The sequence below is a fragment of the Leisingera sp. genome, assembly GCF_982940295.1.
Window position 1 is genome coordinate 23,018 of sequence record NZ_CEYXRG010000001.1, and the last position, 21,427, is coordinate 44,444.

Annotated in this window: 19 protein-coding genes; 12 read left to right on the forward strand and 7 right to left on the reverse strand. The window is 62.4% G+C overall.

The window, feature by feature from the left end:
* Positions 1 to 55: 55 nt before the first annotated feature.
* The gene (locus tag AC4HIX_RS00110; protein WP_490397383.1) at positions 56 to 1,222 is read right to left on the reverse strand and encodes a CaiB/BaiF CoA transferase family protein; all 1,167 of its coding nucleotides are present in this window, start codon (positions 1,220 to 1,222) and stop codon (positions 56 to 58) included.
* Positions 1,223 to 1,406: 184 nt separating this feature from the next.
* Here AC4HIX_RS00110 and guaB point away from each other — a divergent pair, with 184 nt between their 5' ends.
* The 3 genes from guaB to AC4HIX_RS00125 all read left to right on the forward strand — a co-directional run bounded on the left by guaB (position 1,407) and on the right by AC4HIX_RS00125 (position 6,476).
* Positions 1,407 to 2,855, forward strand: coding sequence for an IMP dehydrogenase (gene guaB, locus AC4HIX_RS00115; protein WP_475052211.1), 1,449 nt, complete (start codon positions 1,407 to 1,409; stop codon positions 2,853 to 2,855).
* A 36-nt stretch (positions 2,856 to 2,891) separates the two neighbouring features.
* A complete protein-coding gene (locus AC4HIX_RS00120) occupies positions 2,892 to 4,064 on the forward strand; it encodes an RsmB/NOP family class I SAM-dependent RNA methyltransferase (RefSeq protein ID WP_490397384.1) in 1,173 nt (390 codons plus the stop codon).
* A 96-nt stretch (positions 4,065 to 4,160) separates the two neighbouring features.
* A complete protein-coding gene (locus AC4HIX_RS00125) occupies positions 4,161 to 6,476 on the forward strand; it encodes a hybrid sensor histidine kinase/response regulator (protein ID WP_490397385.1) in 2,316 nt (771 codons plus the stop codon).
* Positions 6,477 to 6,529: 53 nt separating this feature from the next.
* On the opposite strand, the gene AC4HIX_RS00130 is transcribed toward AC4HIX_RS00125, so the two are convergent.
* The gene (locus AC4HIX_RS00130; RefSeq protein WP_490397386.1) at positions 6,530 to 7,129 is read right to left on the reverse strand and encodes a gamma-glutamyl kinase; all 600 of its coding nucleotides are present in this window, start codon (positions 7,127 to 7,129) and stop codon (positions 6,530 to 6,532) included.
* 193 nt (positions 7,130 to 7,322) lie between these two features.
* Between AC4HIX_RS00130 and recA the strand changes: the two genes are divergently transcribed.
* The 3 genes from recA (at position 7,323) to AC4HIX_RS00145 (ending at position 11,565) form a co-directional block, all read left to right on the forward strand.
* Positions 7,323 to 8,390 (forward strand): recombinase RecA, encoded by a 1,068-nt coding sequence (recA, locus tag AC4HIX_RS00135; protein WP_490397387.1) that lies wholly within the window; start codon positions 7,323 to 7,325, stop codon positions 8,388 to 8,390.
* Positions 8,391 to 8,547: 157 nt separating this feature from the next.
* Positions 8,548 to 11,199: an alanine--tRNA ligase gene (gene alaS, locus AC4HIX_RS00140; protein WP_490397388.1), complete on the forward strand. Its 2,652-nt coding sequence runs from the start codon at positions 8,548 to 8,550 to the stop codon at positions 11,197 to 11,199.
* Positions 11,200 to 11,277: 78 nt separating this feature from the next.
* On the forward strand, positions 11,278 to 11,565 hold the full coding sequence (locus AC4HIX_RS00145; protein ID WP_174147010.1) for a DUF1330 domain-containing protein: 288 nt from the start codon (positions 11,278 to 11,280) through the stop codon (positions 11,563 to 11,565).
* Between the two features lie 144 nt (positions 11,566 to 11,709).
* Here the strand turns inward: AC4HIX_RS00145 and typA are convergent, their stop codons facing one another.
* Positions 11,710 to 13,530: a translational GTPase TypA gene (gene typA / locus AC4HIX_RS00150; protein WP_490397389.1), complete on the reverse strand. Its 1,821-nt coding sequence runs from the start codon at positions 13,528 to 13,530 to the stop codon at positions 11,710 to 11,712.
* Positions 13,531 to 13,622: 92 nt separating this feature from the next.
* The gene (locus AC4HIX_RS00155; RefSeq protein ID WP_490397390.1) at positions 13,623 to 13,958 is read right to left on the reverse strand and encodes a DMT family transporter; all 336 of its coding nucleotides are present in this window, start codon (positions 13,956 to 13,958) and stop codon (positions 13,623 to 13,625) included.
* A gap of 247 nt (positions 13,959 to 14,205) precedes the next feature.
* On the opposite strand from AC4HIX_RS00155, the gene AC4HIX_RS00160 reads away from it, so the two are divergent.
* Positions 14,206 to 14,988 (forward strand): class II glutamine amidotransferase, encoded by a 783-nt coding sequence (locus AC4HIX_RS00160; RefSeq protein WP_490397391.1) that lies wholly within the window; start codon positions 14,206 to 14,208, stop codon positions 14,986 to 14,988.
* Positions 14,989 to 15,012: 24 nt separating this feature from the next.
* On the opposite strand, the gene AC4HIX_RS00165 is transcribed toward AC4HIX_RS00160, so the two are convergent.
* From AC4HIX_RS00165 to AC4HIX_RS00175, 3 genes are read right to left on the reverse strand one after another with little or no spacing between them, the layout of a single operon-like run.
* A complete protein-coding gene (locus tag AC4HIX_RS00165; protein ID WP_490397392.1) occupies positions 15,013 to 16,182 on the reverse strand; it encodes an HD domain-containing protein in 1,170 nt (389 codons plus the stop codon).
* Positions 16,179 to 16,421 carry a hypothetical protein gene (locus tag AC4HIX_RS00170; protein WP_475052189.1) on the reverse strand — a complete coding sequence of 81 codons (243 nt, stop codon included), beginning with the start codon at positions 16,419 to 16,421 and terminating at the stop codon, positions 16,179 to 16,181. Before AC4HIX_RS00170 ends, AC4HIX_RS00165 begins: the two co-directional genes overlap by 4 nt.
* On the reverse strand, positions 16,421 to 17,074 hold the full coding sequence (locus tag AC4HIX_RS00175) for an alpha/beta hydrolase (RefSeq protein WP_475052187.1): 654 nt from the start codon (positions 17,072 to 17,074) through the stop codon (positions 16,421 to 16,423). The genes AC4HIX_RS00170 and AC4HIX_RS00175 overlap by 1 nt, the downstream gene beginning before the upstream one ends.
* A 187-nt stretch (positions 17,075 to 17,261) precedes the next feature.
* On the opposite strand from AC4HIX_RS00175, the gene iscR reads away from it, so the two are divergent.
* The 5 genes from iscR (at position 17,262) to AC4HIX_RS00200 (ending at position 21,403) form a co-directional block, all read left to right on the forward strand.
* Complete coding sequence (iscR, locus tag AC4HIX_RS00180; RefSeq protein WP_490397393.1) at positions 17,262 to 17,720, forward strand: Fe-S cluster assembly transcriptional regulator IscR; 459 nt, start codon at positions 17,262 to 17,264, stop codon at positions 17,718 to 17,720.
* 129 nt (positions 17,721 to 17,849) lie between these two features.
* Positions 17,850 to 18,893 carry a cysteine desulfurase family protein gene (locus AC4HIX_RS00185; RefSeq protein ID WP_490397394.1) on the forward strand — a complete coding sequence of 348 codons (1,044 nt, stop codon included), beginning with the start codon at positions 17,850 to 17,852 and terminating at the stop codon, positions 18,891 to 18,893.
* Between the two features lie 14 nt (positions 18,894 to 18,907).
* Positions 18,908 to 20,431, forward strand: a complete 1,524-nt coding sequence (gene sufB, locus AC4HIX_RS00190; protein ID WP_490397395.1) for a Fe-S cluster assembly protein SufB — start codon at positions 18,908 to 18,910, stop codon at positions 20,429 to 20,431.
* A gap of 38 nt (positions 20,432 to 20,469) precedes the next feature.
* On the forward strand, positions 20,470 to 20,784 hold the full coding sequence (locus AC4HIX_RS00195; RefSeq protein ID WP_490397396.1) for a YbjQ family protein: 315 nt from the start codon (positions 20,470 to 20,472) through the stop codon (positions 20,782 to 20,784).
* Positions 20,785 to 20,800: 16 nt separating this feature from the next.
* On the forward strand, positions 20,801 to 21,403 hold the full coding sequence (locus AC4HIX_RS00200) for a hypothetical protein (protein ID WP_490397397.1): 603 nt from the start codon (positions 20,801 to 20,803) through the stop codon (positions 21,401 to 21,403).
* Positions 21,404 to 21,427: the final 24 nt, after the last annotated feature.

Here is a 21,427-nt window from a genome sequence, read left to right on the forward strand (position 1 = left end):
GGCGGCATTTTTGTAAATTGATGACTTTGGAATGCGGATTTCGAGCGTCTTGCCGTCAGGTGGGCTGCTGCCCTTCAACCTCCTCCAGCCACGCCAGAATCTGCGCCCGGCTGCCGTCGAGCTGAGGGGCAGGGGGGCGGGTTGCGGGGTCCGGCAGGCCGGTCATCTTGATCGGATTGCCAGCTGACAAATATTCAGGGCGGCCATCATCTCCCAGCACATCCACGACCATATTGCGGGCGAGGATCTGCGGATCCTTGAGCACTTGATCGACGGTCTGGATCGGTCCGGTGGGAATACCGGCCTCCGTCAGCAGCGAAATCCAATGCGCCTTTGTCCCGTCAAGGGTCACGGCCTCAATCAGCCGCTTCAAAAGCCGGGCGTTGTCGCAGCGGGCGGGATTGGTGGCAAAGCGCGGGTCAGAGGCCAACGGCAGCTCCAGAACGTCGCAGAGGCGGGCGAACAGCGCGTCGTTGCCCGCGGCGATCACAAACAGCCCGTCCGATGCGTGAAAGGTTTCAAACGGGGTGATCGACGGGTGGCGCGCGCCGGAGGGCTGCGGCGCTTCGCCGGTCACCGAGGTGATGGCGATGGCGTGCTCCAGCAGCGCCAGCTGGCTGTCGAGCATGGCGACATCAACGAATTTGCCTTCGCCGGTTTTCTGCACGTCCAGAAGTGCCGCCAGGATGCCGTGGCCCAGGAACATGCCCGCCACGATGTCGCCGATCGAGGCGCCGACCCGCACCGGCTCGCGGTTCTTTTCTCCGGTGATCGACATCACCCCGCCGCGGGCCTGGACCACCATGTCATAGGCCGGTTTCAGGGCATCCGGCCCGCTGTGGCCGAAGCCGGAGACAGCACCGTAGATCAGCCGCGGATACTTCGCGTGCAGCGCGTCCCAGCCGTAGCCCAGCCGCTGCATCACCCCAGGGCGGAAGTTTTCCAGCAGCACATCGGCTTGCGCCAGCAGCCGGTCGAAAATGGCGCGGTCCCTTGGTGCCTTCAGATCCAGCGCGATGCTTTCCTTGCCGTGGTTGATGGTGGCGAAATAGGCGCTTTCGCCGTCCTTGAACGGCGGGAAGGCGCGGGTGTCGTCGCCGCCGCCGGGGCGCTCCACCTTGATGACCCTGGCGCCCAGGTCGGACAGGATCATGGAGCAATAGGGACCGGCCAGCACATGGGTGAGGTCAAGGATGGTGATGTTTTCCAGTGGTCCGGGCATGAGCAGTCCTGTTCGCGGTTCGATGCAGCACAGTGCTAACGTTCCTGTGAAACAGGTCCTTGATGCAAGTCAGGAAATGCCGGGTTTTCTGCACCGCAGGAATTCTTGCCCTCTGCCTCTTTTCCCCCGGCCGGTTCTGTGCCATAGGGTCACCGCCAAACGGGGTTATGCATGGGGATGACAAATGCAGATTCGTGAGGCTCTCACCTTTGATGATGTTCTTTTGGTGCCGGGCGCGTCCAGCGTGCTTCCGAACACCGCCGACACCCGCACCCGGGTTACCCGGTCGGTGTCGCTGAATATCCCGCTGCTCAGCTCGGCGATGGACACGGTGACTGAGTCCCGGATGGCGATTGCGATGGCACAGGCCGGCGGCATGGGTGTGATCCACAAGAACCTGAACGTCGAAGAGCAGGCCCGCGAAGTGCGCCGGGTGAAACGCTTTGTCTCCGGCATCGTCTACAACCCCATCACCCTGACCGCCGAGCAGACTCTGGCCGATGCCAAGGCGCTGCAGGAGCGTTACCGGGTGACCGGCTTCCCGGTGGTGGACGGCTCCGGCCGCGTCGTCGGCATCGTCACAAACCGCGATATGCGCTTTGCTTCCGATGACAGCACGCCGGTCTCGGTCATGATGACCTCCGACAACCTGGCGATGCTGCAGGAGCCCGCCGATCTGGAAGAGGCCAAGTCGCTGATGAAGGCGCGCCGGATCGAAAAGCTGCTGGTTACCGATAAGAACGGCAAGCTGACTGGCCTTTTGACCCTAAAGGACACCGAACAGGCGGTTCTGAACCCCACCGCGTGCAAGGACGAGCTAGGCCGCCTGCGTGTGGCGGCCGCCAGCTCCGTCGGCGACAGCGGCTTCGAACGCTCCGAGGCACTGATCGACGCGGGTGTTGATATCGTCGTGGTTGACACGGCGCATGGTCATTCCGCGGGCGTGATCGACGCCGTGAAGCGGGTCAAGGCGCTGTCGAGCAAGGTTCAGGTGATTGCCGGCAACGTGGCCACCGGTGAAGCGACCCGGGCGCTGATCGACGCAGGCGCGGATGCGGTTAAGGTCGGCATCGGCCCGGGCTCGATCTGCACCACCCGCATGGTGGCGGGCGTTGGCGTGCCCCAGCTGACCGCGATCATGGATTGCGCAAGCGCCGCTGGCGACACTCCGGTGATCGCGGATGGCGGCATCAAGTTCTCCGGCGACTTCGCCAAGGCGATCGCAGCCGGCGCATCCTGCGCGATGGTCGGTTCGATGATTGCGGGCACTGACGAGTCCCCGGGCGAGGTGATCCTGTACCAGGGCCGCTCCTACAAATCCTACCGCGGCATGGGCTCAATGGGTGCGATGGCGCGCGGCTCCGCTGACCGCTACTTCCAGAAGGATGCGGCCAGCGACAAGCTGGTGCCGGAAGGCATTGAAGGCCAGGTGCCCTACAAAGGCGGCGCAAACGCGGTGATCCACCAGCTGGTGGGCGGTCTGCGTGCGGCAATGGGCTACACCGGCTGTGCCACCGTTGATGAGATGCGCAAGAACTGCAACTTTGTCCGCATCACCGGCGCCGGGCTCAAGGAAAGCCACGTGCACGACGTGCAGATCACCCGCGAAGCGCCGAACTACCGGGTGGGATAAACTGATGACGGCCGCGTGTGAAATTGGGGCAGGGGCATGACCCCCGCCGCCCGCCTGCAGGCGGCCATTGAAATCCTCGACCAGGTGCTGGCGGGGGAGCCGGCGGAAAAGGCGCTGACCTCCTGGGGCCGGCGCAGCCGCTTTGCCGGCTCCAAGGACCGTGCGGCGGTGCGCGACCATGTGTTCACTGCCGTACGCTGCCTGCGCTCGCACGCGGCCTTGGGCGGTGCACGCAGCGGGCGGGGGCTGATCCTTGGCGCCTTGCGCGAGGCCGGACAGGACCCGGATGAGGTCTTCACAGGGCAGGGCCACGCCCCCGCGCCCCTGAGCGAGGCTGAACGCCAACTGCCACCGCCGCCTGAAGGGGCTGAGGCGCTGGATATTCCCGATTGGCTGTGGCCTGAATTCAGTGCCAGTCTCGGGCGGAACGCCGAAACTGCCGCGAAGGCCCTTCGCAGCCGTGCTCCGGTGCATCTGCGGGTGAACACGAGCCGAGGCACAATGGAGCAAGCTCAAGACGTTCTGGCTGCCGAGGGGATATCCACCCAGCCGCACCCCGCGGCTTCAACTGCGTTGGAGATCACCGAAGGCGCCCGCAAGCTGCGCAATGCCAAGGCCTACGCGGACGGTCTGGTAGAGCTGCAGGACGCGGCCAGCCAGGCGGTGGTTGAGCAGCTGCCGCTGCAGGATGGCATGTCCGTTCTCGACTATTGCGCCGGCGGCGGCGGCAAGAGCCTTGCCATGGCGGCCCGCGCCCGGATCCGCCTGCACGCCCATGACGCCGATCCCAAGCGGATGAAGGACCTGCCGGAGCGCGCCGCGCGGGCAGGCACCCGGGTGACGCTTCTCTCCGCCACGGATGTTGACCGCACAGCCCCCTTTGATCTCGTCCTCTGCGACGTGCCCTGTTCCGGCTCCGGATCATGGCGGCGGGCGCCCGAGGGTAAATGGCGGCTGACGCCAGAGGCCTTGCAGGCCCTGCTGCAAACCCAATCGGAAATTTTACACAAAGCGGCGGGTCTCACGGCCCCTGGCGGCACGCTGGCCTATGCAACGTGCTCCATGCTTCAAGCGGAGAATACGCTGCAAGTTGAACGCTTTATCCGGGAGCAGCCTGAGTGGTCCCTGACGGCGGAGCAGAGCTGGCAGGTGCAGCAGGGCACAGACGGGTTCTATGTTGCCGTGTTGACGCGCGCAAAGACCGGTTGATAGGGTCGCGGCTGGGAAACCCTTTGTTTTTATTAACGTGGTTTTAACCTGAACCGCCGCGTTATGGCGTCACCAAGCAAAGACCATGGAGCCGTAATGTCCGGTCGCCAAGACACTTCCGTTCCGGAACTGCGCGTTTATGCGCCTGAACACGCCAGGCTGGCCGCCACTTTGCTGCTGGCCCTGATGCTGATGTCCGGCCCCTGGCTGTTTCCGCTGCCCGATTGGATGAGCCGCGGCTTTATCATGGTCGGACTGACGCTGACCGCGGTGGCGGTTCTGATGATTGTGCAGACCCGCATGCGGCTGAACGCACGGGCGATGGCTGCGGAACTTCTGACTGGCTTCATCGAGAAAGACGCCACACCCAGCTTTGTCACGGACGGCGATGGGGTCATCCACGCCTGCAACGGCGCGGCGGTGAAGCGATTCCAGGATGGCGGCGGGGAAACTCTGACGGGCACTTTGCGGTCGATCCTGGCGAATCCGTCCGCCGTTCTGTACCGGCTGCAAAGCCGTGCCCGCGTCGATGGTGCCGCGCGCGAGGATATCGTGACACGGCGCGGCCATGTCCGGCTGGCGGTGCATCAGATGAATGGCAGCAGCTTCCTGTGGCGGGTGGAGGATATTCTGGACCGCGGCAGCAATGGCCGCGGCGCGGACACTATGCCGGTGCCGATGATCACCGTAGGCCGGACCGGCGCGGTTCTGTTCATGAACGAAGCCGCCCGCAGCCTGATCGGCGAACGGGTGAAGTCCACCGACCGCCTGTTCCCCGCGCTGCCGGTTCTGCCGGGGCGGATCAACACGCTCAGCACCAAAAACGGGCCGGTGCAGGTTCTGGTCAGCGAAAACAACCGTACCCAGGGCCGCAGCGAGCTGTTCCTGATGCAAGTGGACGAAAGCGGGCTCGACGCCGCGCAGGCCGGGCTGGAGGCGCTGCCGGTTCCCTTCCTCAAGGTTGCACCCACTGGTGAGATCCTTACCACCAACCGGATGGCGCTGCGCCTGCTGGGGGTCGAAAGCTGCGCCAACCTGAAACTTGGCCAGCTGATGGAGGGCCTCGGCCGCCCGATGTCCGACTGGCTGCGCGATACGGCTGACGGGCTGGCCCCCAACAAATCCGAATTCCTGCGTCTGTCGCGTTCCGACAAGGAAGTCTTCGTCCAGGTCACTCTCACCCGCGTGGTCGAAGAAGGCACGCCGGTGCTGATCGCGGTTCTGAACGACGCGACGGAACTGAAAACGCTGGAAGCGCAGTTTGTGCAAAGCCAGAAAATGCAGGCAATCGGCCAGCTGGCCGGCGGTGTTGCGCATGACTTCAACAACCTGCTGACGGCGATATCCGGCCACTGCGACCTGCTGCTGTTGCGCCATGATCAGGGCGATCAGGACTATGGCGATCTTATCCAGATCCACGAGAATGCCAACCGCGCGGCCTCGCTGGTCAGCCAGCTGCTGGCGTTCTCGCGCAAACAGACCCTGCAGCCGGAGATCCTGGATGTGCGCGACACGCTGTCGGATCTGACTCATCTTCTGAACCGCCTGGTGGGCGAGAAGGTCACGCTGACCCTGAGCCACGACCCGGTGATGAAATCGATCCGCGCCGACAAGCGGCAGCTGGAACAGGTGCTGATGAACCTGGTTGTGAACGCGCGCGATGCGATGCCGCAAGGCGGCGAAATCCGTGTTGAGACCGAGGTCCTCTCGCTGGACAAGCCGCTGGAGCGGAACCGCGCCACCGTGCCTGCGGGAGATTGGGTAACGGTTAAAGTGTCCGACGAAGGTGTCGGGATCGCACCTGACAAGTTGCAGAAGGTGTTCGAACCTTTCTACACCACCAAACGCACGGGCGAGGGCACCGGTCTGGGTCTGTCCACGGCCTATGGCATCATCAAGCAGACCGGCGGCTATATCTTTGTCGACTCGGTCAAGGGGCACGGCACCCAGTTCACGCTGTTCTTCCCTGTCTTCAAGCAGCAGGCTGACACGCTGGCCGCAGAGAAGACCAAAGAAGCGGAGGACAAGACCGCAGCAAATCAGCATGGTGAGGGTGTGGTGCTGCTGGTGGAGGACGAGGCGCCGGTGCGGGCCTTTGCCTCCCGCGCGCTGCGGATGCGCGGCTATACCGTGCTGGAGGCGGATTCGGCCGAGGATGCACTGCGCACGCTGGAAGATCCCGGTCTGACCGTTGACGTCTTTGTCACCGATGTGGTGATGCCCGGCATGGACGGTCCCAGCTGGGTGCGCGAAGCGCTGAAGGAGCGGCCGGATACCCGGGTTGTCTTTGTGTCCGGCTACGCCGAGGGCGCCTTTGGCGAGGCGGAGCCGGAGGTGCCGAACTCGGTATTCCTGCCCAAGCCCTTCTCGCTGAAGCAGCTGACAGAGACGGTACACGCCCAGCTGCATTGAGGTCTGAAGAGAACTGCGCTGAATAAGCCGCCGGTCCCGGCGGCTTGCTTGTCTCAGCGGCGCGGTATCGCTTCGTACAACGAGAATTCCTCCGCCCGTTTCCGCCGCAGCCGGTCTTCGGCGTCCTGGCTCAGCGAAAGTTCCGCTGCAGGGCTGACGTTCTTGCGCTCCAGTCGTATTCCGGTGTCCAGTCGCTGTTCCAGAAACGCTTTCAGCGCATCCTGGTCTTCGTAGCGGAACAGATGGCTGACCTTGCAGCCGTTCGGCTGGGGTTCGAGGAACTTTGCCTGGCTGCCCACATTGGCAAAGGCAGGCGGTTTGCCCTTGCAGTAGCCGTGCAGGAAATCTTCGAAACTGATACCCTTGGTCGAATTCGGATTGCCGTCCAGCGCGGGCCGCTGGCGGTAGCGGTACCAGCTGCCCAGCCAGCTCACCGGCTCCCGCATCACCGCTGCAATCTCCAGCTCGGCGCTGCAGACCTTTTCATACATTGGCCGGATCCAGCGGTTGTAGCGGTAGAGCGGTGCATGTTTCAGCTCCGGCGGGTCGGAGATAACCAGATCCGCCCGGTCGCGCAACGCAGCCTGAAAGGCAGTGGTGCCGGTCTTGGGAACGGACAGAAGCGCCAGCCGTTCCTTGAAAAATATCATCATTCCGTTAACTGCCCGGTAAAAATAATTGCTCGGCTTTAACCATAAAGGACTCTTTAACACCCTGCCGTTGAAGTGGGTATATCAGTTTTACTGTTGCAATGTTCTCTTTTTGATCTCATAAGGAACAAGAGGTGAACAAAGCAGTGATTGCCGCACGCCCCGGTGTGTGACAGATAGAAAGGGACAAGGGACTATGGCGGATCTTTTGACCATGAAAAATAAAGTAAGCGGTGACAAGCAAAAGGCGCTCGACAGCGCGCTTGCCCAGATTGAGCGGCAGTTCGGCAAGGGCTCCATCATGAAGCTCGGCGATGGCAATGCCATGAACGAAATCGAGGCCAGCTCGACCGGCTCTCTGGGCCTCGACATCGCATTGGGCATTGGCGGTCTGCCGATGGGGCGGATTATCGAAATTTACGGGCCCGAAAGCTCGGGCAAGACCACGCTGACCCTGCATTGCATCGCGGAACAGCAGAAAAAGGGCGGCGTCTGCGCCTTTGTGGACGCGGAACATGCGCTGGACCCGCAGTATGCGGCCAAACTGGGCGTTGATCTGGACGAGCTGCTGATCTCGCAGCCCGACACCGGTGAACAGGCGCTGGAAATCACCGACACGCTGGTGCGTTCAGGCGCGGTTAACATGGTGATCGTCGACTCGGTGGCGGCGCTGACCCCGAAATCCGAGCTTGAGGGCGACATGGGCGACAGCAACGTCGGCGTCCAGGCCCGCCTGATGAGCCAGGCGATGCGCAAGCTGACCGGCTCGATCAGCCGATCCAAATGCATGGTGATCTTCATCAACCAGATCCGGATGAAAATCGGCGTGATGTTCGGCTCCCCCGAAACCACCACCGGCGGCAACGCGCTGAAATTCTATTCCTCCGTCCGCCTGGACATCCGCCGCATCGGCGCGATCAAGGACCGCGACGAGGTGGTCGGCAACTCCACCCGCGTCAAGGTCGTCAAGAACAAGGTGGCGCCGCCGTTCAAGCAGGTGGAATTCGACATCATGTATGGCGAAGGCATCTCCAAGATGGGTGAACTTCTGGACCTCGGCGTGGCGGCCGGTGTTGTCAACAAGTCCGGCGCCTGGTTCTCTTACGGGGACGAACGGATCGGGCAGGGGCGCGAAAACGCCAAGACATTCCTGCGCGAAAACCCCTCCATCGCCTACGACATCGAGGACAAGATCCGCGCCGCGCACGGGCTGGAATTCGAGCGTCCGGACATGGATGGCGCCGACGATATCCTTGAGGCCTAAGCGCCGGATAATCTGATCAAATCCTGAGAGTGAGGGGGCGCGGCGAAGTCTGCGCCCTTTTTCGTCGCTGCACGCCGCTTCCCGCTGTGGACAGCGCCCCGGCGCGCGGGTAAACCTGCCCGGAACGCTTGTTTTAAGCCCGCAAGAGATCCCGCATATGCCGACGCTCAACGATATCCGCTCTACCTTTCTGAACTACTTTGCCAAACAGGGGCATGAGGTTGTCGACTCCAGCCCGCTGGTGCCGCGCAACGATCCGACCCTGATGTTCACAAACTCGGGCATGGTGCAGTTCAAGAACTGCTTCACCGGGGTAGAGACCCGCGACTACAAACGCGCGACCACCTCGCAGAAATGCGTCCGCGCCGGCGGCAAGCACAACGACCTCGACAACGTCGGCTACACCGCGCGCCACCACACGTTCTTCGAGATGCTCGGCAACTTCTCCTTTGGCGATTACTTCAAGGAAGAGGCGATCCCCTTCGCGTGGGAGCTGATCACCAAGGAATTCGATATTCCCAAGGACCGGCTGTACACCACCGTCTATCACACCGATGACGAAGCCTTTGAGATCTGGAAGAAAATGGGCGTGCCGGAGGAGCGGATCATTCGCATCGCCACCTCCGACAACTTCTGGCAGATGGGCGACACCGGCCCCTGCGGCCCCTGCACCGAGATTTTCTATGATCACGGCGACCACATCTGGGGCGGCCCTCCGGGCTCGCCGGAGGAAGACGGCGACCGCTTCATCGAGATCTGGAACCTCGTCTTCATGCAGAACGAGCGGTTCGCCGACGGGACCATGGTTGATCTGGAGATGCAGTCCATCGACACCGGCATGGGGCTGGAGCGGATTGCGGCGCTGCTGCAGGGCACCCATGACAACTATGAAACCGACCTGTTCAAGGCGCTGATCGAAGCCTCCGCGAACGTGACGAACACTGATCCGTTCGGGGATCAGAACGTGCATCACCGGGTGATCGCCGATCACCTGCGGTCCTGTTCGTTCCTGATTGCCGAGGGGGTGCTGCCGTCGAACGAAGGCCGCGGCTACGTGCTGCGCCGGATCATGCGCCGCGCGATGCGCCATGCCTCGCTGCTCGGCGCCACCGATCCGGTGATGCACAAGCTGGTGCCGTCGCTGGTGCAGAAGATGGGTGCGGCCTATCCAGAGCTCGGCCAGGGCCAGGCGCTGATCGAAGAGACCTTCGAGCAGGAGGAAACCCGTTTCCTCAAGACCCTGGACCGCGGTTTGAAACTTCTGGACGAAGCCTCTGCCGATCTGGGCAAGGGCGACGTGCTGCCGGGTGAAACTGCGTTCAAGCTCTATGACACCTACGGCTTCCCGCTCGACCTGACACAGGACGCCCTGCGCGCCAAGGAGATCGAGGTCGACACCGATGGGTTCGACGCTGCGATGAGGGAGCAGAAAGAAAAATCCCGCGCGGGCGGTATCGGTTTGGGCGAAGCCGCGGATGTGAAGGTTTACTTTGACATCGTGGACGCCGCCGGCACCACTGATTTCCTGGGCTATGAAACTGAGAAGGCAGAGGGCCAGATCGTTGCCATCGTCAAGGACGGCGCACAGGTGCAGTCCGCGGCCAAGGGCGAAACGGTGCAGGTCATCCTGAACCAGACGCCGTTCTATGGCGAAAGCGGCGGCCAGGTGGGGGACACCGGTGTGCTGACCGTGGAAGGCGGCGCAGCCCGCATCACCGACACCAAGAAGGTAGAAGGCCTGTTCCTGCACATCGCCGAAGTGACCGAGGGCACTGTTGCCGTCGGTCAGGGCGCGGCGATGGAAGTGGATCATGGCCGCCGGAGCAAAATCCGGGCCAACCACTCGGCAACCCACCTGTTGCACGAAGCCCTGCGCAACGCGCTGGGGGAGCATGTGGCGCAGAAGGGTTCGCTGAACGCCGCTGACCGGCTGCGCTTCGACTTCAGCCACAACAAGGCGATGAGCGCGGATGAGCTGGCCAAGGTGGGCGCGGAGGTGAATGACTTCATCCGCCAGAACACGCCGGTGTCCACCCGGATCATGACCCCGGATGATGCGCGCGATTTGGGCGCGCAGGCCCTTTTCGGCGAGAAATACGGCGAGGAGGTGCGCGTCGTCTCCATGGGCCGTGCTCCGACTGGTAAAGGCCAGGATGGCGACACGTACTCGATCGAGCTGTGCGGCGGCACGCATGTAAAGCATACCGGCGACATCGGCACCTTTGTCATCCTGGGCGACAGCGCGTCCTCTGCCGGCGTGCGCCGGATTGAGGCGCTGACCGGCGCGGCAGCGGTCGAGCATCTGGAGCGCGAAGCGGGCCGCATGGCTGAGGTCGCCGGTGCGTTGAAGGCGCAGCCCGCAGAAGTCCTGGAGCGCCTCAAGGCGATGATGGATGAGCGCAAGGCGCTGCAGAACGAGATCTCCAACCTCAAGCAGCAGATCGCCATGGGCGGCGGCTCCGGCGGCGGTGCCGAGGCCAAGGACGTGAATGGCAAGAAGTTCCTGGCCCAGGCTCTGCAAGGCGTCTCCGGCAAGGACCTGCGCGGCCTCATCGACAAGCACAAGCAGAACATCGGCTCTGGCGTGATCCTGCTGATCGCCGAGGATGAGGGAAAGGTGGCCGTGGCTGCTGGTGTCACCGACGATCTGACCGGCGAAGTCTCTGCCGTGGACGTTCTGAAAGCCGCGGTTCCGGCCGTGGGCGGCAAGGGCGGCGGCGGCCGTCCGGATATGGCCCAGGGCGGCGGTAAGGACTTCTCCGGCGCCGAGGAGGCGATCAGGGCCGCAGAGGCCGTGCTGGCTGGCTGACCATTTGGTCAATAAACTCTTGGTCTTTCCGGCAAACTGCCTAAGCTGCCGGGAAGATCATAAACTTGGGAGGCTCCGATGCCCGCGCTTTGGATTGCACATGTGACCGTCACCGACGCCGATGCCTACGGCAAATATGCCGAGTTGGCTGGCCCGGCCATCGCCAAGCATGGCGGTGAGTTCATCGCCCGCGGCGGCCGGTTTGTGCAGCTGGAGGGCAAGGAGCGGCCGCGCAATGTGGTGGCCCGCTTCCCGAGTGTCGAGGCGGCGGTGGATTGCTATCACAGCCCGGAGTACCAGGAAGCGCTGGACCACGCGCGCGGCGCGTCCGAGCGCGAGCTGATGGTGGTGGAGACCAGCGAGTAAAGGCTGGTCCCTGCGGCGGCTCTGCCGTCTTTTTTGAGTATTTTGGGAAAGATGAAGGGGTGCCTTGGGTGCCCCTTTTTGCTGCGGTGCAGACTTAGTTGGCCGCGTAAAAAAGGCGCCCGAAGGCGCCTTTTCAGGTCTGTGTCAGCTTGCGGCCTTGGCCATCCGCTTGCGTTCATGCGGGTCCAGGTAACGCTTGCGCAGACGCACGTTGTTCGGTGTCACTTCGACCAGCTCGTCATCGTTGATGTAGGCGATGGCCTCTTCCAGCGACAGCGTCATCGGGGTGGTCAGACGCACCGCGTCGTCGGTGCCGGAGGCGCGGACGTTGGTCAGCTTCTTGCCCTTCAGCGGGTTCACTTCCAGGTCATTGTCGCGCGAATGCTCGCCGATGATCATGCCGGTGTAGATGTCGGCCTGAGCCCCGATCATCATCTTGCCGCGCTCTTCCAGGTTCCACAGCGCGTAAGCCACCGACTGGCCGTTCTCCATCGAGATCAGGACGCCGGCACGGCGGCCCGGGATTGCGCCCTTGTGCGGTGCCCAGCCGTGGAACACGCGGTTCAGCACGCCGGTGCCGCGGGTGTCGGTCAGGAACTCACCGTGGTAGCCAATGAGCCCGCGCGAGGGCACATGGGCGATGATGCGGGTCTTGCCGGCGCCTGCGGGCTTCATCTCGACCAGTTCACCCTTGCGGGCGCCGGTCAGCTTCTCGATCACCGCGCCGGAGTATTCGTCATCGACGTCGATGGTGGCTTCTTCGATCGGCTCCATTCGGACCCCATCGACTTCCTTCATGATCACCTGCGGGCGGGAAATCGACAGCTCGAAACCTTCACGGCGCATGTTTTCGATCAGAACGCCCATCTGCAGTTCGCCGCGGCCGGAGACTTCGAAGGCCTCGCCGCCGGGGGTGTCCTGGATCTTGATGGCGACGTTGCTTTCGGCCTCTTTCATCAGGCGGTCGCGGATGACGCGGGACTGGACCTTTTTGCCGTCACGGCCGGCCAGCGGGCTGTCGTTGATGCCAAAGGTTACGGTGATGGTCGGCGGGTCGATCGGCTGGGTGTCCAGCGGCTCATCCACGGCCAGGGCGCAGATGGTGTCGGCCACGGTGGCCTTGGACATGCCGGCGATGGAGACGATGTCGCCTGCCTGTGCCTCTTCAATGTCCTGTTGGGCCAGGCCGCGGAACGCCTGAATCCGGGTGACGCGGAACTGTTCGATCTTCTGCCCGATGCGGGAGATCGCCTGCACGGTGGCGCCGACCTTCAGCTTGCCGGATTCGACGCGGCCGGTCAGGAGGCGGCCGACAAACGGATCGCTGCCCAGAGTGGTGGCCAGCATCCGGAAATCTTCGTCCTGGCGCTTGATCTGCTTGGGTTCCGGCACGTGGTTCACGATCAGGTTGAACAGCGCGTGCAGGTCCTTGCGCGGGCCGTCCAGCTCGGCATCGGCCCAGCCGGAGCGGCCGGAAGCGTACATATGCGGGAAGTCCAGCTGGTCTTCGGTCGCGTCCAGAGAGGCAAACAGGTCAAAGCATTCGTCCAGCGCGCGGTCGGGTTCTGCGTCCGGCTTGTCGACCTTGTTCAGCACCACGATCGGACGCAGGCCCAGGGCCAGCGCCTTGGAGGTCACGAATTTGGTCTGCGGCATCGGGCCTTCGGCGGCGTCCACCAGCAGCACCACGCCGTCCACCATCGACAGAATCCGCTCCACTTCACCGCCAAAGTCAGCGTGGCCGGGCGTGTCGACGATGTTGATGCGGGTGCCGTTCCACTCGACCGAGGTCGGTTTGGCAAAAATGGTAATGCCGCGTTCGCGCTCAAGATCGTTGCTGTCCATGGCGCGTTCCGCCACAGCCTGATTTTCGCGGAAGGCGCCGGATTGTTTCAGCAGCTCGTCGACCAGGGTGGTTTTGCCGTGGTCAACGTGAGCAATGATCGCAATGTTGCGCAAGTCCATGACGTTCGCCTTTGTAAGGAAGTTGGGCCGCGCATAGCCCGATCCCGGTTCAAAGGCCAGAGAAAAACCGCCATATGGCCTGCAAATGCGGTTCAGTGGCCCGATGACTTGGAAAACAGGTGGATGATGACGATACCGGACATGATTAGGATCATGCCGATGACTGCGGGAAGATCCAGCTTCTGGCCGAAGACAATGAAGGCAATCACCGCAATCAGCAGGATGCCGAGGCCGGACCAAATAGCATACACGATGCCCACTGGCATGAATTTGAGCGTCAGCCCCATCATGTAGAAGGAAAAGGCATAGGCAACCAGCACGATCAGCGACGGCCCAAGACGGGAAAACTGCTGGCTGGCTTGCAATGCCGTGGTTCCGATTGTTTCCGCGGCTACGGCAATGATCAGGTAGAAGTAATGTACCGGCATCTCTGCCTCCGTTCTGCGCGCTTGCCCCCGCAACGGCGGGCCTGTTTCCCCGGTACCTTATCCGCCGCGTTCAAGGAAGTCCCGATGCGTCACCGGCTGCCGCTTTTCCGCCTGCCGCCGCGGCGAACAGGCGACTGTGCGCGAATACACTGGACTGTGATTTGGGAGTTTCTTAGGAGATCGTTCCAATATTCCGGTGCCGGAAAAACTCCGGTCCGATTCCCAAACTGGTGCGGGGGACTGCCATATGTGCCGCTGGGCTGCCTATTCGGGGGCTGATGTGTTCCTCGAAGACATCATTTCAATTCCCGCGCATTCCCTGATTGCCCAAAGCCAGAAGGCGGCGGAGTGCAAGACGGCAACCAACGGCGACGGGTTCGGCCTCGCCTGGTACGGCCAGCGGCCGGAGCCTGGCCTGTACCGCGATGTCTATCCGGCCTGGTCGGACTGCAATCTGCGGGCGCTGGTCCAGCAGGTGAAATCAGGCCTTTTCCTGGCCCACGTGCGCGCCTCGACAGGGTCGGCAACCAGCCGCAATAACTGCCATCCGTTCACCGCGGGACGGTGGAGTTTCATGCATAACGGCCAGGTCGGCGGCTTTGAGAAATTCCGCCGCCATGCTGACATGTGCATCCCTGATGAGCTGTATGAGCACCGAAAAGGGGCCACCGACAGCGAGGTGCTGTTTCTGCTCGCCTTGCAGGAAGGCCTGGATACCGACCCGAAAGCGGCGCTGGAGCGGGCAGTTGCCCGGATGGAGGCCTTGTCGCGCGCGCGGGGATCCACTCCGCATATGCGCCTGTCCGTAGCAATGTCGGACGGGCAAAGGCTTTATGCGGCACGCTATTCTTCGGACAGCATTGCGCCCTCGGTCTATTACCGCTGGAGCAGCAGTATGAACGGCTGGGCGGTGGTGTCGGAGCCGCTGGAGCAGACCGGCGAAGCCTGGAGCGAGTTGAAGCCGGGCGCCTTTCTGACGCTGACCGGGGAAGGCTCGGAAATCGAGCCGTTTCAACCGTTTGTGGACTGACGTTCAGTGCGGGGGCGCCTGCTGTTACAGGCGCCCGGCCTCCCGGAACCAGGGTTCGACCGTTGCGCGCACATAGTCCCAAACGCCGGGGGTGCCGCGGCTGACCTTTTCGCCGACGCGGGCCTCCAGCTGCGGCAGGGTCACGTCGTAATCAACCCAGCTGCCACCGCCGTTCAGCAGGTTCAGCAGCACCGGCTGCACCCGGTCAATGGACTTGGCAAAGACTGCATCTGCGCTGCTCGCGGCCTCGAACTCTTCCCAGATGGCGCGCATCGGCGCGCCCTGCTCCAAGGGAAGAAGGCCGAACAAACGGTCTGCGGCAGCTTGCTCCTCAGCGGCCAGGGCAGCGAGGGCAGCAGGATCCAACACCCCGTGGATCGGAGCATCGCCTGCGTCGATTTCCACCAGGTCATGCAGCAGCAGCATCTGCAGCACCCGGTCCACATCCGCCGCATCCGCGCTGTGCTCTGCCAGCACCCAAGCATAAAGCATGATGTGCCAGCTGTGCTCTGCCGAGTTTTCGTGCCGCGAGCCGTCGCCCAGCTTGGATGCGCGGGTGACAAGCTTGAGGTTGTCGGCTTCATTCAGGAAAGGAAGGCGGGCCGTCAGCCTGCTGCAATCAAATCCGGTGTCTTCTCCCAGCAGGGCCAGCGCGTGGTGAAACGCTTCGGGCAAGTCGTGCTCCAGCGCGGCTGCGCGGCCGCCAAACAGGTTCTGCCGGACCACACCGACATGCCAGTCCAACGGCTCTGCGCCGTAAAGGGTCTGAAAGACCGGCTGGCAATGGTCCACTCGCTTGGCAAAGCGCGCATCGGGCGTTTCAGAGGCTTCGAACTCCTGCCACAGTGTCAGGAATTCTGCGCCCTGATCCGCGGGCAGCAGGCCAAACAGGCGGTTAGCAGCGGCCAGTTCAGACCGCGCAACGGCGTCCCAGTCGACCTCATCGGTGATCGGATGATCGCCTGCGTCGATCTCCACCAGATCATGCAGGAGCAGCATTCGGATGGCGCGGAAAATGTTTACCTCAGGCCCGGCAAAGGGTGCCAGCACCAGCGCATAAAGCGCCAGATGCCAGCTGTGCTCGGCCGAGTTTTCGCGGCGGCTGCAATCCAGGATCAGGTTCTGGCGCTCCACGCAGCGCAGCTTGTCCGCTTCCAGCAGGAAGGCGAATTGCGCGTCCAGACGGGCGCTCACGCGTCACCCTTGGCTTCCAGCTGTGCCTGCAGCGCGGAAACTTTCTGATTGAGGAATTCGCGCGCCTTGCGTTCCGCCAGACGCACGCGCATTTCGGTCAGAAACGCCTCTTCCAGCGATTGGGAGGCAGCGCCCAGCACCTGGCCCACCTCGACATACAGCCGGTCCTCGCCGCTGGCGTCCTGAACTTTGAGCGTATCGACCGCCAGTTTTTGGGCCAGCGTCTCGATTGTGCTCATCAGCGCGACGTCTCTGTCAGGCGGCGCTTCACGTAATCGCTCACATTTCCGATCATCGTGTCCATATACGGATCCTGGAAGAAGTGGTCCGCGCCCTCAATCTCGGTGTGGGTGATGGTGATGCCCTTCTGCTCATGCAGCTTGCTGACCAGGTTGGCGGTATCAGCAGGCGGCGCCACGCGGTCGGCAGTGCCGTTGATGATCAGACCGGAGGACGGGCAGGGCGCCAGGAAGGAAAAGTCGTACATGTTGGCCGGCGGGGCAACCGAAATGAACCCGGTGATCTCGGGGCGGCGCATCAGCAGCTGCATACCGATCCACGCGCCGAAGGAGAAGCCCGCGACCCAGCAATGCTTGGAGTTGGTGTTCATCGACTGGAGATAATCCAGAGCCGACGCCGCATCGGACAGTTCGCCGACGCCCTGGTCGTATTCGCCCTGGCTGCGGCCAACACCGCGGAAGTTGAACCGCAGAACGGTGAAGCCCATGTTGTAGAACGCGTAGTGGAGGTTGTAGACAACCTTGTTGTTCATGGTGCCGCCGAACTGCGGATGCGGGTGCAGCACGATGGCGATCGGGGCGTCTTTTTCTTTTTGCGGGTGATAGCGGCCTTCGAGGCGGCCTTCGGGTCCGGGAAAGATGACCTCGGGCATGGGCGGTTTAAATCCTAATCTCGTTTTCGGGTCTGCTGGCAGAATACTTGACGGGTTCCGTCAGGCATCTTAGAACAGTTCTAATCAAGGGCGCAGGCCAGAGCCGAACACCGTCAAGCTGAGATACGCACAGACGCGGGCGAGGTCAATGTTTTCGCGTGGCCGCTCTGATTTCGAGGAGACATAGATGAAGCTTTCCACCAAGGGGCGCTATGCCATGGTCGCTTTGGCCGATATCGCGCTGCAAACGCAGGGTGATCTGGTGCCTTTGGGCGATATCTCCAAGCGTCAGGATATATCCCTGCCGTACCTTGAGCAGCTTTTTGTCAAACTGCGCCGTGCCGGGCTGGTTGAATCAGTTCGCGGCCCTGGCGGCGGCTACCGTCTGGCCATGCCGGCGTCGGAAATCCGGGTTGTCGATGTGCTGTCCGCCGTGGACGAAACCGTGGACGCCATGCACAAGGGGGCAGGCGCCTCAGGGGGGCTGTCCGGGAGCCGGGCGCAATCCTTGACTAACCGCCTGTGGGAGGGGCTGAGCGCGCATGTCTATGTGTTTCTGCATCAGACCCGCCTGTCCGATGTGATCAAGAACGACCTGGCGCCATGCCCGGCGGTGCCGAGCCTGTTTGCCGTGGTGGATGACTGAGGTGCCGGTGACTTGCTGCGCCACCCTGGCCGGTTCTATCGGACCCACCACACAATTTGTGCGGGAAGGCTTTGCGCATTGGTGCAAGGCGGCGTATGACGCGGCAGCGATCCGCAAAAAGATGCATCTATGAAACGTGTTTATCTCGATCATAACGCCACCGCCATTCTGCGTCCCGAAGCGCGGGCTGCGATGATTGCAGCGATGGACGTCTGCGGCAACCCGTCGTCGGTCCATGCCGAGGGCCGGGCCGCCAAGGCACTGGTCGAGAAGGCGCGGGCGCAGGTGGCTGCCGCTTTTGGAGCCGATGGCGCGGATATCGTGTTTACCTCCGGTTCAACCGAGGGCGCGTCGCTGGCGCTGGCCGGCCGCGGCCTGCATGGCGCACCGGTGGAGCATGACGCGGTGCGGGCCTGGATCGTCGAGGACCTGAATGCAAGCTCCGACGGTTCGGTGGAAATTACCGCTCCTGCCGCTTCAACCTTGCAATTGGCCAATTCGGAAACGGGCATTGTTCAGCGCTTGCCGGACGGCCTGGCAGTGACCGATGCGACCCAGGCATTCGGTAAGTTGCCGGTTGCCTTCAACTGGCTTGGCGCTCAAATGGCGCTGATCTCAGCGCATAAATTGGGCGGCCCCAAGGGCATCGGCGCGGTGGTGATGAAACGCGGTACCGACCTGTCGGCTCAGATAAAAGGCGGGGGCCAGGAGATGGGCCGCCGGTCCGGCACCGAAAATGTCATTGGAATCGCTGGCTTCGGCGCCGCAGCTGAAGCTGCTGCCAAAGATCTGGCCGATGGCGTCTGGGAGCGGGTTGAAGAACTTAGAAATATTCTAGAAAAGGCGCTTGTGTCTGGCGCAAGCCATACTATTTTTGTCGGGAAGGATCAGAAGCGGCTGCCGAACACCCTGTGTTTCGCAACGCCTGGCTGGAAGGGCGAGACCCAGGTCATGCAGATGGACCTTGCGGGATTTGCCATCAGCGCGGGCAGCGCTTGTTCCAGCGGCAAGGTGCGCGCCAGCGCGGTGCTGACCGCCATGGGATACGACGAGGCCACGGCACAAGGCGCGGTGCGCGTGTCGCTGGGGCCGGAGACGAAAGAAGAAGACGTGCTGCGCTTTGCCGAGGCGTGGCTGCAAAAAGAAAAGAAACATCGCGCCCGCGCGGCGTGAGTGAGGAGAAGATAATGGCCGCTTTGGACCAGACCCAAGTCAAGGAAGGTGTTGACCAGGAAACCGTGGACGCTGTCCGCGAGGTAGGCGGTGCTTACAAATACGGCTGGGAAACCGATATCGAGATGGAATACGCGCCCAAGGGCGTGAACCCCGATATCGTCCGCCTGATCTCGGAAAAGAACGAAGAGCCCGAATGGATGACCGAATGGCGCCTGCAGGCCTTTGAGCGCTGGGAGCAGATGGACGAGCCGAACTGGGCGATGGTCAGCTACCCGGAAATCGACTTCCAGGACCAGTATTACTATGCCCGCCCCAAGTCGATGGAGACCAAGCCCAAGTCGCTGGATGAGGTCGACCCCAAGCTGCTGGCGACCTACGAGAAGCTGGGTATCCCGCTGAAAGAACAGATGATTCTGGCAGGCGTCGAAGGCGCAGGCGAGACTCCGGAAGAAGGCCGCAAGGTCGCCGTGGACGCGGTATTCGACTCCGTCTCCGTCGGCACCACTTTCCAGAAGGAGCTTAAAGAGGCGGGCGTCATTTTCTGCTCGATCTCCGAGGCGATCCGCGAGCATCCGGAACTGGTGAAAAAGTATCTCGGCACCGTTGTTCCGGTTTCGGACAACTTCTATGCGACGCTGAACTCCGCCGTCTTCTCTGACGGTTCATTTGTCTACGTGCCCCCGGGCGTGCGCTGCCCGATGGAGCTGTCGACCTATTTCCGCATCAACGCGGAAAACACCGGCCAGTTCGAGCGTACCCTTATCATCGCCGACAAGGGCTCTTACGTGTCCTATCTGGAAGGCTGCACCGCACCGCAGCGCGACACCGCGCAGCTGCACGCCGCGGTGGTGGAAATCATCATCGAGGAAGATGCCGAGGTGAAATACTCCACCGTCCAGAACTGGTATCCGGGCGACGAAAACGGCAAGGGCGGTATCTACAACTTTGTGACCAAACGCGCCGACTGCCGCGGCGACCGCGCCAAGGTGATGTGGACCCAGGTGGAGACCGGCTCTGCTGTGACGTGGAAATACCCGTCCTGCATCCTGCGCGGCAACGAGAGCCAAGGCGAGTTCTACTCGATCGCGATCGCCAACAACATGCAGCAGGCCGACACAGGAACCAAAATGGTTCACCTGGGCAAGAACACCAAATCGCGCATCGTCTCCAAAGGTATCTCTGCAGGCAAGGCGCAGAACACCTATCGCGGTCTGGTGTCTATGCACCCGAAGGCGAAGAATTCGCGCAACTACACTCAGTGTGACAGCTTGCTGATCGGTGACAAATGCGGGGCGCACACGGTTCCCTACATCGAGGTCAAAAACAACTCCTCCCGCGTGGAGCATGAGGCGACCACATCGAAGGTGGACGACGACCAGCTGTTCTACTGCCGCCAGCGCGGCATGGACGAGGAAGAGGCTGTGGCCCTGGTGGTGAACGGCTTCTGCAAGGACGTGCTGCAGGCGCTGCCGATGGAGTTCGCCATGGAAGCCCAGCAGCTGGTTGCAATTTCGCTGGAAGGGTCTGTCGGCTGATGACAGGCCCTTGGGCATCATCGCAAGGGGGCATGAGCATGATCGTCACAACCACAAACACTGTCGAAGGCTACCAGATCGCCGAATACAAGGGCATCGTGGTGGGCGAGGCGATAATGGGCGCCAATGTGGTGCGGGATGTCTTTGCTTCGATCACTGACATCGTCGGCGGCCGCTCCGGCGCTTATGAAAGCAAGCTGCAGGACGCGCGCGAAACCGCGCTAGCAGAGCTGGAAGACCGCGCCCGGGCCAAAGGCGCAAACGCGGTCGTGGGCGTCGACCTCGACTATGAGGTGGTCGGTCAATCCATGCTGATGGTCTCGGCCAGCGGCACGGCCGTTAAGCTGGGCTAAGGGCCGGGAGTTGGAGATGGCCAAGGACGAGCAGCTGATCGAGCGCCCGGCGCTCACCCTGCCGCCGGAAGAGGCGGAATGGGTGTGCAGCCATTACCAGGCGGCAAATGTCATCCTGGAATACGGCAGCGGCGGATCAACCGTGCTGGCGTCCGAGCTGAGCGGGAAAAAGGTCTTCTCCGTTGAGTCCGACAAGATGTGGTACCGCATGATGAAGCGGTACTTGCGTCAGGCCGGGGCCAAGTCCGAGGTGTATCTGCACCATGCCAATATCGGCAAAACCGGCAAGTGGGGACGGCCGCTGAACAATGACATGTGGCGACGGTTTCACCAGTATCCGAACTCCGTATGGGATCTTGAAACCTTTGAGGCACCGGATCTGGTCCTGATTGACGGCCGCTTCCGCGCGGCCTGCTTTCTGACCGTCATGCTGCGGACGGAACAGCCGGTCACCGTCCTGTTTGACGATTATGCGGGGCGGGCGCTGTACAAGCAGGTCGAAAGATGGGTGAAGCCGGTTGAAATCCGCGGCCGCATGGCCCGGTTCGAGCTGCTCCCCGATGAACTTCCGCGCCGGGATCTGACCCAGATCCTGACGCTTTACACCAAAACCTTCTAGGCGCCGACGGCTGCCGGAACAGTA